General features: G+C 70.4%; 11 protein-coding genes. 6 read left to right on the forward strand and 5 right to left on the reverse strand.

Going from position 1 to position 17,745, the window contains the following annotated elements; all coding sequences use genetic code 11:
• The first annotated feature begins 62 nt into the window (after nt 1-62).
• Nucleotides 63-2,720: a glycosyltransferase family 1 protein gene (locus tag ACWDZ6_RS27440; protein ID WP_451504962.1), complete on the forward strand. Its 2,658-nt coding sequence runs from the start codon at nt 63-65 to the stop codon at nt 2,718-2,720.
• A 347-nt stretch (nt 2,721-3,067) separates the two neighbouring features.
• On the opposite strand, the gene ACWDZ6_RS27445 is transcribed toward ACWDZ6_RS27440, so the two are convergent.
• From ACWDZ6_RS27445 to glgX, 5 genes are all read right to left on the reverse strand, one after another.
• Nucleotides 3,068-5,104 (reverse strand): M4 family metallopeptidase, encoded by a 2,037-nt coding sequence (locus tag ACWDZ6_RS27445; RefSeq protein WP_451504963.1) that lies wholly within the window; start codon nt 5,102-5,104, stop codon nt 3,068-3,070.
• Between the two features lie 174 nt (nt 5,105-5,278).
• Nucleotides 5,279-5,674, reverse strand: a complete 396-nt coding sequence (locus ACWDZ6_RS27450) for a hypothetical protein (RefSeq protein ID WP_451504964.1) — start codon at nt 5,672-5,674, stop codon at nt 5,279-5,281.
• 324 nt (nt 5,675-5,998) lie between these two features.
• On the reverse strand, nt 5,999-7,888 hold the full coding sequence (locus ACWDZ6_RS27455; RefSeq protein ID WP_451504965.1) for an ABC transporter ATP-binding protein: 1,890 nt from the start codon (nt 7,886-7,888) through the stop codon (nt 5,999-6,001).
• Nucleotides 7,885-9,675: an ABC transporter ATP-binding protein gene (locus tag ACWDZ6_RS27460; RefSeq protein ID WP_451504966.1), complete on the reverse strand. Its 1,791-nt coding sequence runs from the start codon at nt 9,673-9,675 to the stop codon at nt 7,885-7,887. Before ACWDZ6_RS27460 ends, ACWDZ6_RS27455 begins: the two co-directional genes overlap by 4 nt.
• Nucleotides 9,676-9,826: 151 nt before the next feature.
• Complete coding sequence (gene glgX, locus ACWDZ6_RS27465; protein WP_366735599.1) at nt 9,827-12,103, reverse strand: glycogen debranching protein GlgX; 2,277 nt, start codon at nt 12,101-12,103, stop codon at nt 9,827-9,829.
• 199 nt (nt 12,104-12,302) lie between these two features.
• On the opposite strand from glgX, the gene ACWDZ6_RS27470 reads away from it, so the two are divergent.
• The 5 genes from ACWDZ6_RS27470 (at nt 12,303) to ACWDZ6_RS27490 (ending at nt 17,745) form a co-directional block, all read left to right on the forward strand.
• Nucleotides 12,303-13,514: an Ig-like domain-containing protein gene (locus tag ACWDZ6_RS27470; protein ID WP_451504967.1), complete on the forward strand. Its 1,212-nt coding sequence runs from the start codon at nt 12,303-12,305 to the stop codon at nt 13,512-13,514.
• Between the two features lie 184 nt (nt 13,515-13,698).
• A complete protein-coding gene (locus ACWDZ6_RS27475) occupies nt 13,699-14,949 on the forward strand; it encodes a L,D-transpeptidase (protein WP_451504968.1) in 1,251 nt (416 codons plus the stop codon).
• Nucleotides 14,950-15,035: 86 nt separating this feature from the next.
• On the forward strand, nt 15,036-15,806 hold the full coding sequence (locus tag ACWDZ6_RS27480) for an enoyl-CoA hydratase/isomerase family protein (RefSeq protein WP_451504969.1): 771 nt from the start codon (nt 15,036-15,038) through the stop codon (nt 15,804-15,806).
• Nucleotides 15,807-16,068: 262 nt separating this feature from the next.
• On the forward strand, nt 16,069-16,572 hold the full coding sequence (locus tag ACWDZ6_RS27485) for an ATP-binding protein (protein ID WP_451504970.1): 504 nt from the start codon (nt 16,069-16,071) through the stop codon (nt 16,570-16,572).
• A 396-nt stretch (nt 16,573-16,968) separates the two neighbouring features.
• The gene (locus tag ACWDZ6_RS27490) at nt 16,969-17,745 is read left to right on the forward strand and encodes a polysaccharide deacetylase family protein (protein ID WP_451504971.1); all 777 of its coding nucleotides are present in this window, start codon (nt 16,969-16,971) and stop codon (nt 17,743-17,745) included.

A 17,745-nucleotide genomic window follows, 5' to 3' on the forward strand; every position in this document is an offset into this window, starting at 1 on the left:
GGAGAGGCGCACACCGTCGTGCGTCCCCTCGGATGCGTACCTCCCCTGCGAAGGTGGGACCCGTGAAGGCCATTCGTCGATTCACCGTCCGCCCCGTCCTCCCCGAACCGCTCAGTCCGCTCAGCGATCTGGCGCGCAATCTGCGCTGGTCCTGGCATACCGAGACCCGTGACCTCTTCCAGGCCGTCGATCCCGAAGGATGGCAGGCGGCGGGCGGCGACCCCGTGCGGCTGCTCGGGGCCGTGTCCGCCGCCCGACTGGCCGAACTGGCCGGAGACCGGCGCTTTCTGCGCAGACTGACCGCCGTCGCCGACGACCTGGACGACTATCTGCTCGGGCGCAGGTGGTACCAGGCGCACAGCGGCACCTCCGGCGACATCGACCCCGAGGCGCCGGAGTTCCCGGCCGCGATCGCCTACTTCTCGCCGGAGTTCGGCGTCACCGCCGCACTCCCGCAGTACTCCGGCGGCCTCGGCATCCTCGCCGGTGACCATCTCAAGGCCGCCAGCGACCTCGGCGTACCGCTCATCGGCGTCGGGCTGCTCTACCGCCACGGCTACTTCCGCCAGTCGTTGTCCCGCGACGGCTGGCAGCAGGAGCACTATCCGCTTCTCGATCCGAACGAGCTCCCGGTGAGCCTCCTGCGGGAGACCGAAGGGAGCCCCGTCCAGGTGTCCCTGGCGCTGCCCGGCGGTCGCTCGCTGCGCGCGCACATCTGGGTCGCGCAGGTCGGCCGGGTACCACTGCTGATGCTCGACTCCGACGTCGAGGAGAACGATCCCGGCGAGCGCGATGTCACCGACCGGCTGTACGGCGGCGGCAGCGAGCACCGGCTGCTGCAGGAGATGCTGCTGGGGATCGGGGGGGTACGTGCGGTACGTGCGTACTGCCGGCTCGCCGGCCACCCCGCGCCCGAGGTGTTCCACACCAACGAGGGGCACGCCGGCTTCCTCGGCCTGGAGCGCATCCGCGAACTGGGTGACACGGGCCTGGACTTCGACGCGGCGCTGGAGGCGGTCCGGGCCGGGACCGTGTTCACCACCCACACGCCGGTGCCCGCCGGGATCGACCGCTTCGACCGCGAGCTCGTCGCCCGCCACTTCGGCGACCGCGCGGAGCTGGCCGGAGTCCCGGTCGAGAAGGTGCTCCAGCTCGGTATGGAGACCTATCCGGGCGGCGAGCCCAATCTCTTCAACATGGCGGTGATGGGGCTGCGGCTGGCCCAGCGCGCCAACGGGGTCTCGGTCCTGCACGGTGCGGTGAGCCGCGGCATGTTCGCCGGCCTGTGGCCCGGCTTCGACGCCGAGGAGGTGCCGATCACCTCGGTCACCAACGGGGTGCACGCGCCGACCTGGGTGGCGCCCGAAGTGTTCCGGCTCGGTGCGCGCCAGATCGGCCCGGGCCGCACCGAGGACGCCCTGTCCGTGGGCGACTCCGAGCGCTGGGACGCCGTCGCCGACATCCCGGACGCCGACATCTGGGAGCTGCGCCGCGGCCTGCGGGAGCAGCTGGTCCTGGAGGTACGGGAGCGGCTGCACGCCTCGTGGCGCCAGCGCGGCGCCGGTGCGGCCGAACTGGGCTGGATCGACGGGGTGCTCGACCCGGACGTGCTGACGATCGGGTTCGCCCGCCGGGTTCCCTCGTACAAACGGCTCACCCTGATGCTGCGCGACCGCGACCGGCTGATGGAGCTGCTGCTCCACCCCACCAGGCCCATCCAGATCGTCGTCGCGGGCAAGGCGCATCCGGCGGACGACAGCGGCAAGCGGCTGGTGCGGGAGCTGGTGCGGTTCGCCGATGATCCGCGGGTCCGTCATCGCATCGTCTTCCTGCCCGACTACGGCATGGCGATGGCGCAGAAGCTCTACCCGGGCTGCGATGTGTGGCTGAACAATCCGCTGCGGCCGCTGGAGGCCTGCGGGACGAGCGGGATGAAGGCCGCGCTGAACGGCTGTCTCAACCTGTCCGTGCTCGACGGCTGGTGGGACGAGTGGTTCGAGCCGGACTTCGGCTGGGCCATTCCCACCGCGGACGGCTCGGCCACCGACGACGACCGCCGCGACGAGCTGGAGGCGGGCGCGCTGTACGAGCTGATCGAGGAGCGGGTGGCGCCCCGCTTCTACGACCGCAACGGCGGCGGACTGCCCGAGCGCTGGATCGAGATGGTCCGCCGGACACTGACGACGCTCGGCCCCAAGGTGCTCGCCGGCCGCATGGTGCGCGAGTACGTGGAGCGGCTGTACGCCCCGGCCGCCCGGGCCCACCGGTCCCTGAACGCGGACACCGCACGCGAGCTGGCGGCCTGGAAGTCCCGGGTACGCATCGCCTGGCCGCGGGTGGCCGTCGACCATGTGGAGGCCCTCGAACAGGCCTCGCCCGCGGGCACGGCGGAGCTGGGCGCCACCCTCGCGCTCCGGGTGCGCGTTGCCCTGGGCGACCTGCAGCCGGACGACGTGGAGGTGCAGGCGGTGGCGGGCCAGGTCGACTCCGACGACGCGATCGCCGGCGCCCAGACCTCCCCGCTGAAGCCGACGAGCGGCCCCGACCTGGACGGCCGCTGGGTGTACGAGGGTCCGCTCGCGCTCGACCGTACGGGTCCGTTCGGCTATACGGTGCGGATCCTGCCGGACCACCGACTGCTCGCCGCCAGTGCGGATCTGGGGCTGGTCGCGCTGCCGACGGAGGCGACGGGGGAGGGCGCGGGCGTTCTGATGCGCTGATGCGCTGCTCAATGAGGTTGACGGGCTGATCCACGGTGGTGTCCGCGCACCGCCGCACGGCGAACCCGGTCGCACCCGCGGCCGGGTTCGCCTGCGTGTACCGCCCCAGCATTCCGGCGGACCGACCGTTCTCCTTCACGCCCTGAACTCGAAGCCTTGACGTGCTCATGGGATGCCTTTGAGCAGCAACGGCCCCGCCGGGTCCAACAACCTGTTCGTCGCCTGGGAGACCCTCACCCATGCCGGCGATCCCGGGCGGCGGCTGCGCACCCCGAAGCCGCGGTCACGAACACGCGGAAGCTGCCCGGGGCGATGGTGCACCCCCGGGCAGCCTCGTGCGGCAGGACTCAGAAAGTGAGCTTGAAGCTGTTGATGTAGCCGGTGTCCCATGCCGCCTTGTCCTGGACGCGCAGCTTCCAGGCGCCGTTGGCGACCTCGGAGGAGGCGTTGACCGTGTAGGTCGTCTGGACGTTGTCGGCCGAGTCGGAGGAGCTGAACGGCTTCAGGTTGTAGACCGTTCCGTCCGGGGCGATCAGGTCGACGACCAGGTCGCCGCGCCAGGTGTGGATGATGTCCACGCCGACCTTGAGGGCGGCCGGGGCGTTGCCCGTGCGGCCCGTGACGTTGACCGTCGAGGTGACAGCGGCGCCGTTGTCCGGGATCGCGACGTCAGCGGTGTTCTCGAAGACCGTGCCGCCCGGGTCCGGGTCGCCGCCGGGGCGGGCGCCGACGTTGATGCCGGCCCACGCGTCGGTCACGGACTTGACCTCGGCGCTGGTGGCTCCGTACAGCTCCGTCGCGACCGCGATGGTGCCGGTGCGGGCCGCCGCGTAGTTCGTCGTGGAGTTGAACTTCGTGGTGAGCGCCTTGAACCAGATCAGCGAGGCCTTGTCCCGGCCGATGCCGGTCACGGGCAGACCGTCGGAGGTCGGGGAGTCGTAGTTGACGCCGTTGATGGTCTTGGCACCGCTGCCCTCGGAGAGCAGGTAGTACCAGTGGTTCGCCGGACCCGAGGAGTAGTGGACGTCGACGCCGCCGATACCCGAGTACCAGGCGTCCTTGGACGCGCCGTCCTTGCTCGGCTTGTCCATGTAGCGCAGCGGGGTGCCGTCGCCGTTGATGTCGATCTTCTCGCCGACCAGGTAGTCACCCTTGTCCTGGGCGTTGTTGGCGTAGAACTCGACGGCCGCGGCGAAGATGTCGGACGTCGCCTCGTTGAGGCCGCCGGACTCGCCGCTGTAGACGAGCTTCGCGGTGGCGGCGGTGACACCGTGGGTCATCTCGTGCGCGGCCACGTCGATGGACGTGAGCGGCTTGGCGTTGCCCGAGCCGTCGCCGTACGTCATGCAGAAGCAGCTGTCCTGCCAGAACGCGTTGACGTACGCGTTGCCGTAGTGGACACGGGAGTACGCGCCGACACCGTCACCACGGATGCCGGAGCGGCCGTGCACGTTCTTGTAGTAGTCCCAGGTGAGCCCGGCGCCGTAGGCGGCATCCGCGCCGGCGGTCTCCGGTTCGGAGGCCTGGCCGTTGCCCCAGACGTCGTCCGCACCCGAGTACAGGGTGCCGGTGCCGCTGGAGCCGTGGTTCAGGTTGTACGTCTTGTGGTTGCCGCGCCCGGAGTCGGTGAGGTTGTACGTGCTTCCGGACTGCACGCTGCCGACCGTCACCGAGCCGCTGTACTGCGTGTTGCCGGTGCCGTTCTCGACGGCCTGCCACTCGAAGAGCTTCTTGCCGGTGGAGGCGTCGGTGACGACGTGCAGCTCGTTCGGAGTGCCGTCGTGCTGGAGGCCACCGACGACGGTCTCGTACGCGAGAGTCGGCGTGCCCGACGCCAGCCAGACCACCTTGCGCGGTGCGCGGTCGGCCTTGGCCTTCGCCGAGCCCTCCGCCCTGGCCGCGCCCAGCGCCTGCTTCTCGGCGGCGGCGGGAGCGACGTCGGCGCTGGTGTCGATGTTCTTCAGGACCGACCGGGAGGCCTTGCTGACCGACTCGGTGGCGCCCGCCTTGGTCTCGGAGACCACGAGGTCGCCGCCGAGGACCGGGAGCCCGGCGTAGGTACGCTCGTAGCGGGTGTGCGTGGTGCCGTCACGGTCCTGCGTGACGTCCCGCACGACGAGCTTCTCCTGGGCGGTGAGGCCCAGTTCCTTGGCGGTCGCCGCCGTGGTGGCGCTCGCCTTGCGGATCAGCTCGGCGCGCTGCGCGGGGCTGAGAGTCAACGGCAGGGCGCCGGGGTCGGCCTTCCCCGCTTTCGCTGCCGCCGGCGCGGCGGATGCCGCCGGTTCGGCCGATGACGTACCTGTCTGGAATCCGACCGCCAGGAGGGCGGCGGTGGCTATAAGAGCTCCGGTCGCGGTGGTGCGCCGGCGAGGCGTGGGTCTCACGCGAACTCCTTCTGCGAGGGGGGTACCGGTCGGCTGGGTGGGGCCGGCCGGGCAGAGCATGCGGAGCATGTGGTGCGTGGATGCTGGGGAAGAGTGGCAGCACTTGAGGTCTCCTGTCAGGACCGCGTCAAAAAGATGGCTGGAAATCGTCCGCTGCGTGAACAGTCATGTTCGTTAAGCGGACGTTTCGCTGATCATCACTGGGATGCCGTCGATTGTTCGGCGCAGCCCGAACTCGAAGAGCGTTTCGAGGTCCGGCCCGAACCCGTCCGGTGTGAACGGCGTGTTGAGCAGGGCATGGTTCCCGGTCGCGGCGATCGCCCCGGAACATGGCGCGTTCCGTGCCGTCCACTCGGCGTCCGGCATTCCGGTGTCCTGCTCCGCCCGGGTCCCCGACTCCGCGGTCACAGCCGGCCCTTGGACGTACGCGAAGAGCGTGAGGTGGGTGTGGATAGCCTCGAAGGGGTCGGGCCGGTGCCGTGCCGGGCGCGCGGTACCCGTTCGGTGTACTTCGTCGCGTCCGGCGAGACGGTCGGCCGCGTGAGGGGCGCCATCGCCCGCGCCGTCCACGGATGGCGGGTGTACGCCGCGAAGCCCGGCGAGTGGCGAGCTCGGGCGCGGCCCGCCGATCGGCCGGAACCGGTCCGTCGAATCCTCGCCACGGATCGCGTCCGTGCGAACGGACCGGCCCCGGGCGCGGCCCCGCCCGAGCACGCGGGTGCGGCGGTGGCCGTCCCCTGTGGGGGCGGGTGCCCGGTCCTGTGCCGCCGGCCGTCCGGGGCCGGCGTGTCCCGCGTGCCCGTGCTTCCCGGAGGTGGGTCGCCGCGCGGCGCGAAGCCGGCGATCACAGGGAGCGGTCCACGGCCTTCACACCGAGGCCCGCACCCCGCGATCTCACCCCACCACGCTGTCGCGCCACGCCCGGTGCAGGCCCGCGAAGCGGCCCTCCCCGGCGATCAGCCGGCCCGGCGCGCCGTCCTCCACGATGCGGCCGTGTTCCATCACCAGCACCCGGTCCGCGATCTCCACCGTCGACAGGCGGTGTGCGATCACCACTGCCGTGCGCCCGTGCAGCACCGTGTCCATCGCGCGCTGCACCGCCCGTTCACCCGGGATGTCGAGCGAGCTCGTCGCCTCGTCAAGGATCAGCACCGCCGGGTCGGCGAGCAGCGCGCGGGCGAAGGCCACCAGTTGTCGCTGGCCGGCGGAGATCCGGCCGCCCCGTTTGCGTACGTCCGTGTCGTAGCCGTCCGGCAGGCCGCTGATGAAGCCGTGCGCGCCGATCGCCTTCGCCGCCTGCTCGATCTCCTCGCGGGAGGCGTCCGGCCGTCCGATCGCGATGTTCTCCGCGACCGTCCCGGAGAACAGGAACGCCTCCTGGGTCACCATCACCACCCCGCGCCGCAGTTCCGGCGTCGCCAGCTCGCGCAGCTCGACGCCGTCGAGGAGGACCCGGCCCTCCGTGGGGTCGTAGAAGCGGGCCAGCAGCTTCGCGAGCGTGGACTTGCCCGCGCCGGTCGAGCCGACGACGGCGACGGTCTGGCCGGCCGGGATCGTCAGATCGAAGCGGGGAAGCACCTCGCCGCCGGTGCGGTAGGCGAAACGGACGCCGTCGAAGACGACCTCGCGGCCCGGGTGGCCCGAGCGACGGGCAGGCAGTTCCTTCGGGTCCGGTGCCTCGGGGACCGACGGGACCTGGGCCAGCAGGCCCGCGATCTTCTCGAGGGAAGCCGCTGCGGACTGGTAGGAGTTGAGGAACATCCCGAGCCGGTCGATCGGGTCGTACAGCCGTCGCAGATAGAGGACGGCGGCGGCCAGCACACCGAGCGCCAGCGTGCCGTCCGCCACCCGGTACGCGCCCCACAGCACGATGCCGGCGACAGCGGTGTTGGCGACGAGCCGGGAGCCGACGACGTAGCGCGCCATCTCCAGCATGGCGTCGCCGTTGGTGCGCTCATGGTGGTGGTTGAGGGCCTGGAACCCCGTGTCGTTCGCGCGCTCGCGGCGGAAGGCGCGCACCGGCCGGATGCCGTTCATCGTCTCCGCGAACTTCACGATGACGGCGGCGATCGCTGTGGAACGGGTGCTGTAGACGGCCTTGGCGCGGCGCTGGTAGAGGCGTACGAGCAGATGGAGCGGGACGAACGAGAGGACCGCGAGCCCGCCGAGTCCGAGGTCCAGCCAGAGCAGCATTGCCGAGATGTAGACAAAGGCGAGGACAACCATGATCAGCTCCTGCAGGCCTTCGCTGAGCAGCTCCCGGAGGGACTCGACATCGGTGGTCGACCGCGAGATGAGCCGGCCCGAGGTGTACCGCTCGTGGAAGTCGACGCTCAGGGCCTGTGCGTGACGGAAGATCCGGCCGCGCAGATCGAGGAGGACGTCCTGGTTGACGCGGGCGGAGGCGCGGATGAAGGAGTACTGCAGGACACCGGCGCCGGAAGCGCACAGGGCGTACCCGACGGCGACCGCGATCAGCGGTCCGTAGTCGTGTGTGCGGAAGGCCGGTACGCCGCGGTCGATGGCGTACGCGACGAGGAGTGGACCGGCCTGGACGGCGGCCTGCTGAAGCAGCAGGAGCAGCGCCGCGATGCCGACGAAGCGGCGCCGCGGCGCGAGGAGCGAGCGCAACAGGGCGCCGGTCGCCCCCTGCGGCGCCGGCAGCGCGTCCCGGTCGAACGGGTCGGCCCTGACCGGCGCCGGCTTCTCCAGGGGCGGCGCGCCCTCGCCCGTGCGTTCGTCCTCGCCGTCGGCGTACGGCGCGGTGGTCGTCGATGACGTCATCGGACACTCTCCTCGGCGTTCTCCTGGGCATCGGCGCCGGACATCAGCCACGCGTACTCCCTGTTCGTACGCAGCAGTTCCTGATGAGTGCCGACCGCCGCGATCCGCCCGCCCGACAGCAGCGCCACCCGGTCCGCCAGCATCACCGTCGACGGGCGGTGCGCCACCACCAGCGCCGTCGTGTCCTCAAGCACTCGGCGCAGTGCGGCCTCGACCAGCGCCTCCGTATGCACATCCAGCGCCGACAGCGGGTCGTCGAGCACCAGGAAGCGCGGCTGCCCGACGACCGCCCTGGCCAGGGCCAGGCGCTGCCGCTGTCCGCCGGAGAGGCTGAGGCCCTGCTCGCCGACCTGGGTGTCGGTGCCGTGGGGCAGCGACTGCACGAACCCGGCCTGCGCGATGTCCAGGGCCCGGCCCAGCTCTTCGTCGCCCGCGCCCTCCGCGCCCATCAGAACGTTCTCTCCGACGCTCGCCGAGAACAGCGTCGGCTCCTCGAAAGCCACGGACACCAGCTCGCGCAACCGCTCGCGAGGCATCGCCGCGATGTCCTCCCCGTCCAGCGTGATCCGGCCCGCGGTCACCTCGTGCAGTCGCGGTACGAGCGCGGTGAGCGTGGTCTTTCCGGAACCGGTGCCGCCGACCAGGGCCATGGTCTCGCCGGGACGTACCCTCAGATCGATGCGGGCGAGCACGGGCGCGGCGCCGTCGGACGCGTCCGGGTAGCGGAACTCGACGCCCTCGAACCGGAGTCCGTCGGCACTGCCGGGCCCGGACGCGTCCGAACCCCCGGACGACTCCTCCGCCGCGTCCATCACCTCGAAGTACCGCTCCGTCGCCGTCGCCGCCTCCTGGCTCATCGCCAGCAGAAAGCCGATCGACTCCACCGGCCAGCGCAGCGCGAGCGCTGTCGACAGGAACGCCACCAGCGTGCCCGCCGACAGACCGCCGTCGGCGACCTGGATCGTGCCCAGCACCAGGGCCGCGCCGATCGCTACCTCCGGGATGGTCGTGATCAGTGCCCAGATCCCGGCCAGCAGCCGCGCTTTGCCCAGCTCCGTACCGCGCAGCCGCTCCGAGAGCCCGCGGAAGGCGCGGGCCTGGCTGCGGTGGCGGCCGAAGCCCTTGATGATGCGGATGCCGAGCACGCTCTCCTCGACGACGGTCGTCAGATCGCCGACCTGGTCCTGCGCCTTCCGGGCGACGATCGCGTACCGCGACTCGAAGACCGAGCAGAGAATCACCAGCGGCACGATGGGCGCGAGGAGTACGAGCCCCAGCGTCCACTGCTGGCCCAGCAGAATCACATAGCCGACCAGGATGGTCGTCGCGTTGACCACGAGGAAGGTCAGCGGAAAGGCCAGGAACATCCGCACCAGCATCAGATCCGTCGTTCCGCGCGAGAGCAACTGCCCCGACGCCCACCGGTCGTGGAAAGCCACCGGCAGCCGCTGCAGATGCCGGTAGAGACCGGCCCGCATGGCCGCCTCCACGCTCGCCAGCGGCCTGGCCACCAGCCACCGCCGGAGGCCGAAGAGCACCGCCTCGGCGACGCCCAGCATCAGCAGCACCAGCGCGCCGAGCCAGACCCCGCCGGGGTCCCTGCCGGCGACCGGGCCGTCCACCATCCACTTCAGGACGAGCGGGATGACCAGGCCGAGGCAGGAGGCCACTATGGCGACAAATCCCGCGCTGAACAGGCGCGTTCGGACGGGGCGTACGTACGGCCACAGCCGCAGCAGCGAACGCACGGCGGACCGGTTCCTGGTGGCTGCATGTGTGTCGGACATCAGCGGCGAGCCTACGGTTCACCACTGACATCGCTCATCCGGTTTTTGCCGCCACCGGGCGTATCCAGGCAGGGGCGCAGCCGCTGTGCCCGCCGGGGCGAAGACCGGGAACCGACCCCGTCGAGGACGACTTCGCCCCCCGGAATCCCGGTCACGTTCTGACGCGAAGCAGCAGCACCGACCGCGCCGGCACGGTCACCGTCTCCCCACCGGGATGCACGGTGCCCGGCGCCGTCTCCTGGTCCTCCCGCGAGGTGTCGACCACCAGCTCGTACGCCTGCGCCCAGGGCGGGCCCGGCAGCCGGAAGCTCGTCGGCCGGTCCGCCGAGTGCAGCACCGTCAGGAAGCTGTCGTCCGTCACCTCCGCCCCACGCGCGTCACGTCCGGGGATGTCGCGGCCGGAGAGATAGAGCGCCAGCGTCGACGCCGGGGCGTACCAGTCCCGTTCCGTCATCTCCGTGCCGTGCGGCGTGAACCAGGCGAGATCCCGCAGTCCGTCCGCCGCCCTCGCGCGGCCCGAGAAGAAGGCACGGCGGCGCAGCACCGGATGGCTGTGGCGCAGCGCCAGCAGCCGGGTCGTCAGCTCCAGCAGTCCGCGCGGGCCCGGCTGCTCGCGCAGTGACCAGTCCACCCAGCCGATCTCGTTGTCCTGGCAGTAGGCGTTGTTGCTGCCGCCCTGTGTACGGCCCATCTCGTCGCCCGCGACCAGCATCGGCACGCCCGTCGACACCAGCAGCGTCGTCAGCAGATTGCGCAGCTGCCGCCGCCGTAGCGCGTTGATCTGCGCATCGTCCGTCTCGCCCTCGGCGCCGCAGTTCCAGGACCGGTTGTCGTTCGTGCCGTCGCGGTTGCCCTCGCCATTGGCCTCGTTGTGCTTCTGCTCGTAACTGACCAGATCGCGCAGGGTGAACCCGTCGTGCGCGGTCACGAAGTTGATGGACGCGTACGGCCGCCGGCCGCCCCAGGCGTACAGATCGCTGGAGCCCGAGAGCCGGTATCCGAGATCCCTCACGTCGGGCAGCGCGCCGCGCCAGAAGTCCCGTACGGCATCGCGGTAGCGGTCGTTCCACTCCGTCCACAGCGGCGGGAACGCCCCCACCTGGTAGCCGCCGTTGCCCACGTCCCACGGCTCGGCGATCAGCTTCACCCGCCGCAGCACCGGATCCTGCGCGATCACTGCGAGGAAGGGGGAGAGCATGTCGACATCGTGCATGGAGCGCGCCAGCGCCGCCGCCAGGTCGAAGCGGAAGCCGTCGACCCCCATTTCGGTCACCCAGTAGCGCAGTGAATCGGTGATCAGCCGCAGCACATGCGGCTGCACCACATGCAGGGTGTTGCCGCACCCGGTGTAGTCCGCGTACGTCCGGGCGTCCGACTGGAGCCGGTAGTAGCCGCGGTTGTCGATACCGCGCAGCGACAGGGTCGGACCCAGCTCACCCGCCTCCGCCGTGTGGTTGTAGACCACATCGAGGATGACCTCGATCCCGGCGGCGTGCAGTGCCTGCACCATCCGTTTGAACTCGCCGACCTGCTGACCGCTCGTCCCGCTCGCCGAGTACGCGGCGTGCGGCGCGAAGTAGCCGATGGAGTTGTAGCCCCAGTAGTTGCGCAGGCCGCGCCGCAGCAGATGGTCCTCGTGCGCGTACTGGTGGACCGGCAGCAGCTCGACCGCCGTCACCCCGAGCCGCACCAGATGCTCTATCGCCGCCGGATGCGCGAGGCCCGCGTAGGTGCCCCGCAGTTCCTCCGGAACCCCCGGATGCAGCTTGGTGAACCCGCGCACATGCAGCTCGTAGATGACCGAGTCCGCCCACGGCGTCTTGGGCCTGCGGTCGTCCGTCCATTCGTCGTCGGGGGCGTCATCGTGGACGACGACGCCCTTGGGCACATACGGCGCCGAGTCCCGGTCGTCCCGCACCGTGTCCGCGACATGCTGCTGCGGCCAGTCGCGCACATGCCCGTACACCTCGGCGGGCAGTCGGAACTCGCCGTCCACCGCCCGCGCGTACGGATCCAGCAGCAGCTTCGCCGGATTCCATCGCGCGCCCGTCCACGGGTCCCAGCGGCCGTGCACCCGGAAGCCGTACCGCTGCCCCGGCCGGACCTCGGGCACAAAGCCGTGCCAGATCTCATGGGTCAGCTCGGTCAGCGGCAGCCGTGTCTCGGTGACCGAACCGCCCTCGTCGCCGAACAGGCACAGCTCCACCGCCTCCGCCCCGCCCGCCCAGAGCGCGAAGTTCGTGCCCGCGACCCCGTCGGGTCCGACCCGGAAACGCGCCCCGAGCGGCGTCGGCGCCCCCGGCCATACGGCCGGCCTGCGGGCGCCTGTCTCTCTGTGGCGGCCGTTGACACCGACCGCCGGGAGTGGGCCGGGAAATTCGCCCCGCACCCCCTCCTGCACTGTCTCCTGCTCGGCTGCGCTCGACACCTGCCGGCCTCCCGCGGCTCATCGGGCCCCGCCGGGGGTGCCCCCCAGGCCCGAAGGGCTCTGGGGGAGTACTGCTCACGGCGTCCCGGCCGCGGCACCCCACGCGTGGTCCTCCCACCTGTTCTGCCCGCACTGCTCTCATACCAACATGGCCCCGCGCTCACGTTTCCCCTGGAGGGGGGCGGTCGTTGGTCGGTACGTGAGACATGTACTGAAGCGGGCAGGACGGGGCGCGGCCGTCGTCCTGACATGGGCAGGACTGATGGCCGGGCTGGCCGGATGCACCGGCGCGGAGCTCGACGTCGGCAATAAGCCGCGGTCGCCCGAGGACGCGATCCAGGTCGTCCCCGAGGATGGCGCCAAGGGGGTCGGCCCCGAGGGCCCGCTCATGGTGAAGCTGCCCAGCGGGCGGCTCGAGCGGGTCAAGGTGATGCAGGTGGAGGACGGCCGGCCGACCGAGGTCCCCGGCGTGGTCTCCGAGGACGGGCTGCGCTGGAACCCGGCCGAGGGCACGCACCTCGATCTGTCCGCAAAGTACAGCGTCGACGTGGTGGCGCTGGACGGACACGGCCACCGTCAGGCCCGCCACACCACCTTCACCACACAGATTCCCGAGCGCCGTTTCATCGGCTACTTCAAACCGGAGAACCGCTCGACCGTCGGCACCGGCATGATCGTTTCCTTCGACTTCAACCGGGAGATCGAGAACCGCGGGGCCGTCGAACGTGCCATCCGCGTCACCTCCGAGCCGCCCGTCGAGGTGGTCGGCCACTGGTTCGGCAAGGAGCGCCTCGACTTCCGTCCGCGGGAGTACTGGAGACCGGGCACCAAGGTCACGGTCGATGTGCGGCTGCGTGATGTCGAGGCGGCGCCGCGGGTGTACGGCATCCAGCAGAAGACCGTCGCCTTCACGGTCGGCCGCTCGCAGGTCTCACAGGTCGACGCCACGGCGCACACCATGCGGATCACGCGCGACGGCGCCGTCCTGGCGACTCTGCCCATCACCGCGGGAGGGCCCAAGACGACGACGTACAACGGCAAGATGGTGGTCTCAGAGCTGTTCGACGTGACCCGGATGAACGGCCGGACGGTCGGCTTCGGCGGTGAGTACGACATCAAGGACGTCCCGCACGCGATGCGTCTGACCAACTCGGGGACGTTCCTGCACGGCAATTACTGGGCCGCGCCGGAGACCTTCGGCTCGGAGAACGTGAGCCATGGCTGCGTCGGACTGCGCGACGTCAAGGGCGGCAGCGAGGACACCCCGGCCGGCTGGTTCTTCGACCGGACGCTGATCGGCGATGTGGTCGAGGTCGTGGGCTCGCGGGACAAGCGGGTCGACCCCGACAACGGTCTCGGCGGCTGGAACCTGGACTGGAAGGCGTGGAAGGAGGGTTCCGCGCTGCGCTGACCCTCGCTGACCTGCAAGGCCCGCACCGTCTCAGGTGAGCCCGGCGGACAAGTTGGGACTGAACGGTGACATTCGTGGGGAGGTTCACCTACCCACGGTGTGATTATCTATCGCCGTGCGTGCGTGAGGCGCGCGGGGGTGCGGGCCGTGGCGGGGCCAGGCCGTGCGAGGGGAGAAGACCATTTTGAACGGGCAGCCGATATCGGGGGCATCGGCCGGGGCGGGAAGCGGACGCGGGCGTGGGGGCGCCGCTCTGCTGGCTCTGGTGCTGGGGGCGTTGCTGGTGCTGGTCACGGCTTGCGGTGGTGGGGACTCCGGCAAGGGCAGTGGCGACAAGGACAAGAAGGACGGCGGGAAGGTCGGGAACGCGGCCTCCCAGGCGGTGGTGACCATCGCGCCCAAGGACGGCGCCCGGTCGGTAGCCACCAGCGGCGCACTCAAGGTCACGGCCGAGAAGGGCAAGCTGACCACGGTCACGGTCCAGGACGACAAGGGCTCCGCGGTCGAGGGCAAGCTCGCCGCGGACGGCGCCAGTTGGCAGCCGCTGCAGCACCTGGCGGGCTCCACCAAGTACAAGGTGCACGCGATCGCCAAGGACGCGGACGGCCGTGAGTCGGCGAAGGACACCACCTTCACCACCCTCGTCCCGAAGAACACCTTCCTCGGGCAGTACACGCCCGAGGACGGCGCGACGGTCGGCGTCGGCATGCCGGTCTCGATCAACTTCACCCGTGGCATCACCAATCCGGAGTCCGTCGAGAAGGCCATCAAGGTGACCGCGGAGCCGGCCGTGCCGGTCGAGGGCCACTGGTTCGGCAACGACCGCCTCGACTTCCGCCCGGAGAAGTACTGGGCCGCGGGCACCAAGGTGACGGTCAGGCTCAGCCTGGACGGCGTCGAGGGTCGCCCCGGGGTGTACGGCAAGCAGTCCAAGACGGTGAAGTTCACCATCGGCCGCAGCCAGGTCTCCACCGTGGACGCCGGTGAGCACACCATGAAGGTCGTACGGGACGGCAAGCAGATCAAGTCCATCCCCATCACCGCGGGCGCGCCGTCGACCACGACGTACAACGGCCAGATGGTCATCAGTGAGAAGTACAAGGTGACCCGGATGAACGGCGCCACCGTGGGCTTCGGCGGCGAGTACGACATCAAGGACGTGCCGCACGCGATGCGTCTGTCCAACTCGGGCACCTTCATCCACGGCAACTACTGGGCCTCGTCCGGGACGTTCGGTTCGTCGAACGTCAGCCATGGCTGTGTGGGTCTGCGCGACGTCCGGGGGGCGTACGACGACGGCACCCCGGCGGCCTGGCTCTTCGACCGGTCGATCATCGGCGACGTGGTGATCGTGAAGAACTCCAAGGACCGCCAGATCGCTCCGGAGAACGGTCTGAACGGCTGGAACATGTCCTGGGCGGACTGGACCAAGTAGTACGTCCGCCTTCCGGAAACGCCGGACCCGGTGCTGTGAGCAACAGCACCGGGTCCGTTGTCGTTAGCGACGGTTAACCTGCCTCCATGACGACTGTTGCACTCGAGGTCTCCGAAGGCGTCGGCACCATCCGACTGGACCGCCCGCCGATGAACGCCCTGGACATCGCCATCCAGGACAGGCTGCGCGAGCTCGCCGAGGAGGCGACCCGCCGCGAGGACGTACGGGCCGTGATCCTGTACGGCGGCGAGAAGGTGTTCGCGGCCGGAGCGGACATCAAGGAGATGCAGGAGATGGACCACGCGGCGATGGTCGTGCGGTCCCGGGCCCTGCAGGATTCCTTCACCGCTGTCGCCCGTATCCCCAAGCCCGTCGTCGCCGCCGTCACCGGCTACGCACTCGGAGGCGGCTGCGAACTGGCCCTCTGCGCCGACTTCCGGATCGCCGCCGACAACGCCACGCTCGGGCAGCCCGAGATCCTGCTCGGCCTGATCCCGGGCGCCGGCGGCACCCAGCGGCTCTCGCGGCTGATCGGCCCGTCCAAGGCCAAGGACCTGATCTTCACCGGCCGTATGGTGAAGGCCGAGGAGGCGCTGGCGCTCGGTCTCGTCGACCGCCTCGTCCCCGCGGCCGAGGTGTACGAGCAGGCCCGCGCCTGGGCCGCACGGCTCGCGCGGGGGCCGGCCCTGGCGCTGCGTGCCGCCAAGGAGTCCATCGACGCCGGCCTGGAGACGGACATCGGGACGGGCCTCGCCGTCGAACGCAACTGGTTCGCGGGCCTGTTCGCGACGGAGGACCGCGAGCGCGGGATGCGCAGCTTCGTGGAGGAGGGCCCGGGTAAGGCCAAGTTCCTCTGAGCGCGGGCACGTTGGACACATCGATGCCGGGCGTCAATCCTGTGGCCGGCTTAGCCGGGTCTTAAAGGAGCCTTAAGGCCGAGCGGGCCGCTGCGCTGAGCGATCATCCGTGAGCGAGGCGTCAGCGCAGCTCAGCGAGTGTATGAATGGCTGCATGGGGCCAGTGGCATATGCCAGCGGGTTGCGCGGGAGTGGATTGTTCCGGGGGCCCTATTCCCCCGGAATGGCCCCGGAAGCCGCTCATTGCGGCCATGATGGGGGCATGGCGGGCCTGGAGGGTGTGGAGCAACCGCGACAGCGTGGCAGCGCTACCGTCGCGCGGCGGGTTCCGGCCGTCGAGGATGAACAGGCGCTCAAGGCACTGGAGTTGTTCGGCAATCCGACGGACGAGGAAGTCCGACTGCCTTCCCGCCCCGAATCCGCCGCCACCGCACGCCGGCTGACCCAGTGTGTGGTGCTGCGCCAGTGGGCGCTGTCCGCGCAGACCGCCGAGCATGCGGTGTTACTCGTCTCGGAGCTCGTCGGTAATGCCGTACGCCATACCGGCGCGCGCGTCTTCGGGTTGCGGATGCTGCGGCGCCGCGGCTGGATCAGGATCGAGGTTCATGATCCCTCCCGCGGGCTGCCCTGTCTGATGCCGGTCCAGGAGATGGACATCAGCGGCCGCGGCCTCTTTCTCGTGGACAAGCTCTCCGACCGGTGGGGCGTGGATCTGCTGCCCCGAGGCAAGACCACCTGGTTCGAGATGCGGGTCTCCGACCGCTGAGGAGCCGGGCAGCGGGGGCCGCGATCGGCGGACCGGGAAACACAGAAGCCCCCTGAGCGGGGGCTCCTGTGGAGCGCCGTGGATTGGGGGGGTGTATCCACGGCGGCTTACGACGACCTGGCCCGGGTCAATGGGGGTCGTGTCACCGACTATGGCAGACGGGCGTCGCGGCGCCAAAAGTCCATACTCGGTTGAAAGCTGGCAAATATGGACATGCGGGAAGTGAATCGTAGGTTAGATGGGCCACTCGCCTGGTAAACGCTGCATGAATATAGATTGCATCGAGTGTTTTAGTGGTCCACTGTCCCGGCGTTGAGTCTCGCGATCGCGACCCGTAATCGCCCTGAATTTGGACAATCGTTATCTTGCGGGCAGTCCGCGCCTACTGTGCTTCCCGTGACCTCGATCGACCGCCGCGGCGCACTGCGCGCAGGAGTGGGTGCGGCCGTCGCGGGTGCCCTCGCCACGAGCTGCACCGACGACAGTCCCGCTCCGCCACCGCCCGCCGCCCCCACGCCGCGGCCCCGCGGCTCCCGTCCCGGCCCCGCGCCCGCTCCCCGCCGCTTCCCCGGACAGCCCGCCCGGATCGCCCACGGCCCCCGCGACCGGGACCGGGTGGCCCTCACCTTCCACGGCCAGGGGGATCCGGCCGTGGCCAGGGCGTTACTGGCCGAGGCCGAACGGGCAGGGGCTCATGTCACCGTCCTCGCCGTCGGCAGCTGGCTCGACGAGTACCCGGACCTCGCCCGCCGGATCCTCGACGGCGGGCACGACCTCGGCAATCACACCCAGCGCCATCTGGGCATCTCGGAGATGTCCGAGACGCAGGCGTACGCCGAGATCACCGGCTGTGCCGAGCGGCTGCGCCGGCTCACCGGCTCCATCGGCACCTGGTTCCGCCCCTCCCGAACGCGCGACGCGACCCCCCTCGTCACCGAACTCGCCCACCGGGCCGGCTACCCGCATGTTCTCTCGTACGACGTCGACTCCCTCGACCACACCAAGCCCGGCGCCACAGCCGTCACCCGCAATGTCACCGGGCAGATCCGGCGCGGATCGGTGGTGAGTCTGCACTTCGGCGTTCCCGACACGGTCGCCGCGCTGCCCGCACTCCTCGACGACCTCAACCGCCGCGGCCTGCGCGCGGTGACCACCACGGAGCTGCTGATCTGA

This window comes from Streptomyces sp. NPDC002926 (assembly GCF_053591755.1).

Excerpts from the sequence above, each read along its gene's own strand:
- ACWDZ6_RS27480 (WP_451504969.1), top strand. The coding sequence starts at position 15,036 with ATGACGACTGTTGCACTCGAGGTCTCCGAAGGCGTCGGCACCATCCGA.
- ACWDZ6_RS27455 (WP_451504965.1), bottom strand. The coding sequence starts at position 7,888 with ATGACGTCATCGACGACCACCGCGCCGTACGCCGACGGCGAGGACGAA.
- ACWDZ6_RS27485 (WP_451504970.1), top strand. The coding sequence starts at position 16,069 with ATGGCGGGCCTGGAGGGTGTGGAGCAACCGCGACAGCGTGGCAGCGCT.
- ACWDZ6_RS27460 (WP_451504966.1), bottom strand. The coding sequence starts at position 9,675 with ATGTCCGACACACATGCAGCCACCAGGAACCGGTCCGCCGTGCGTTCG.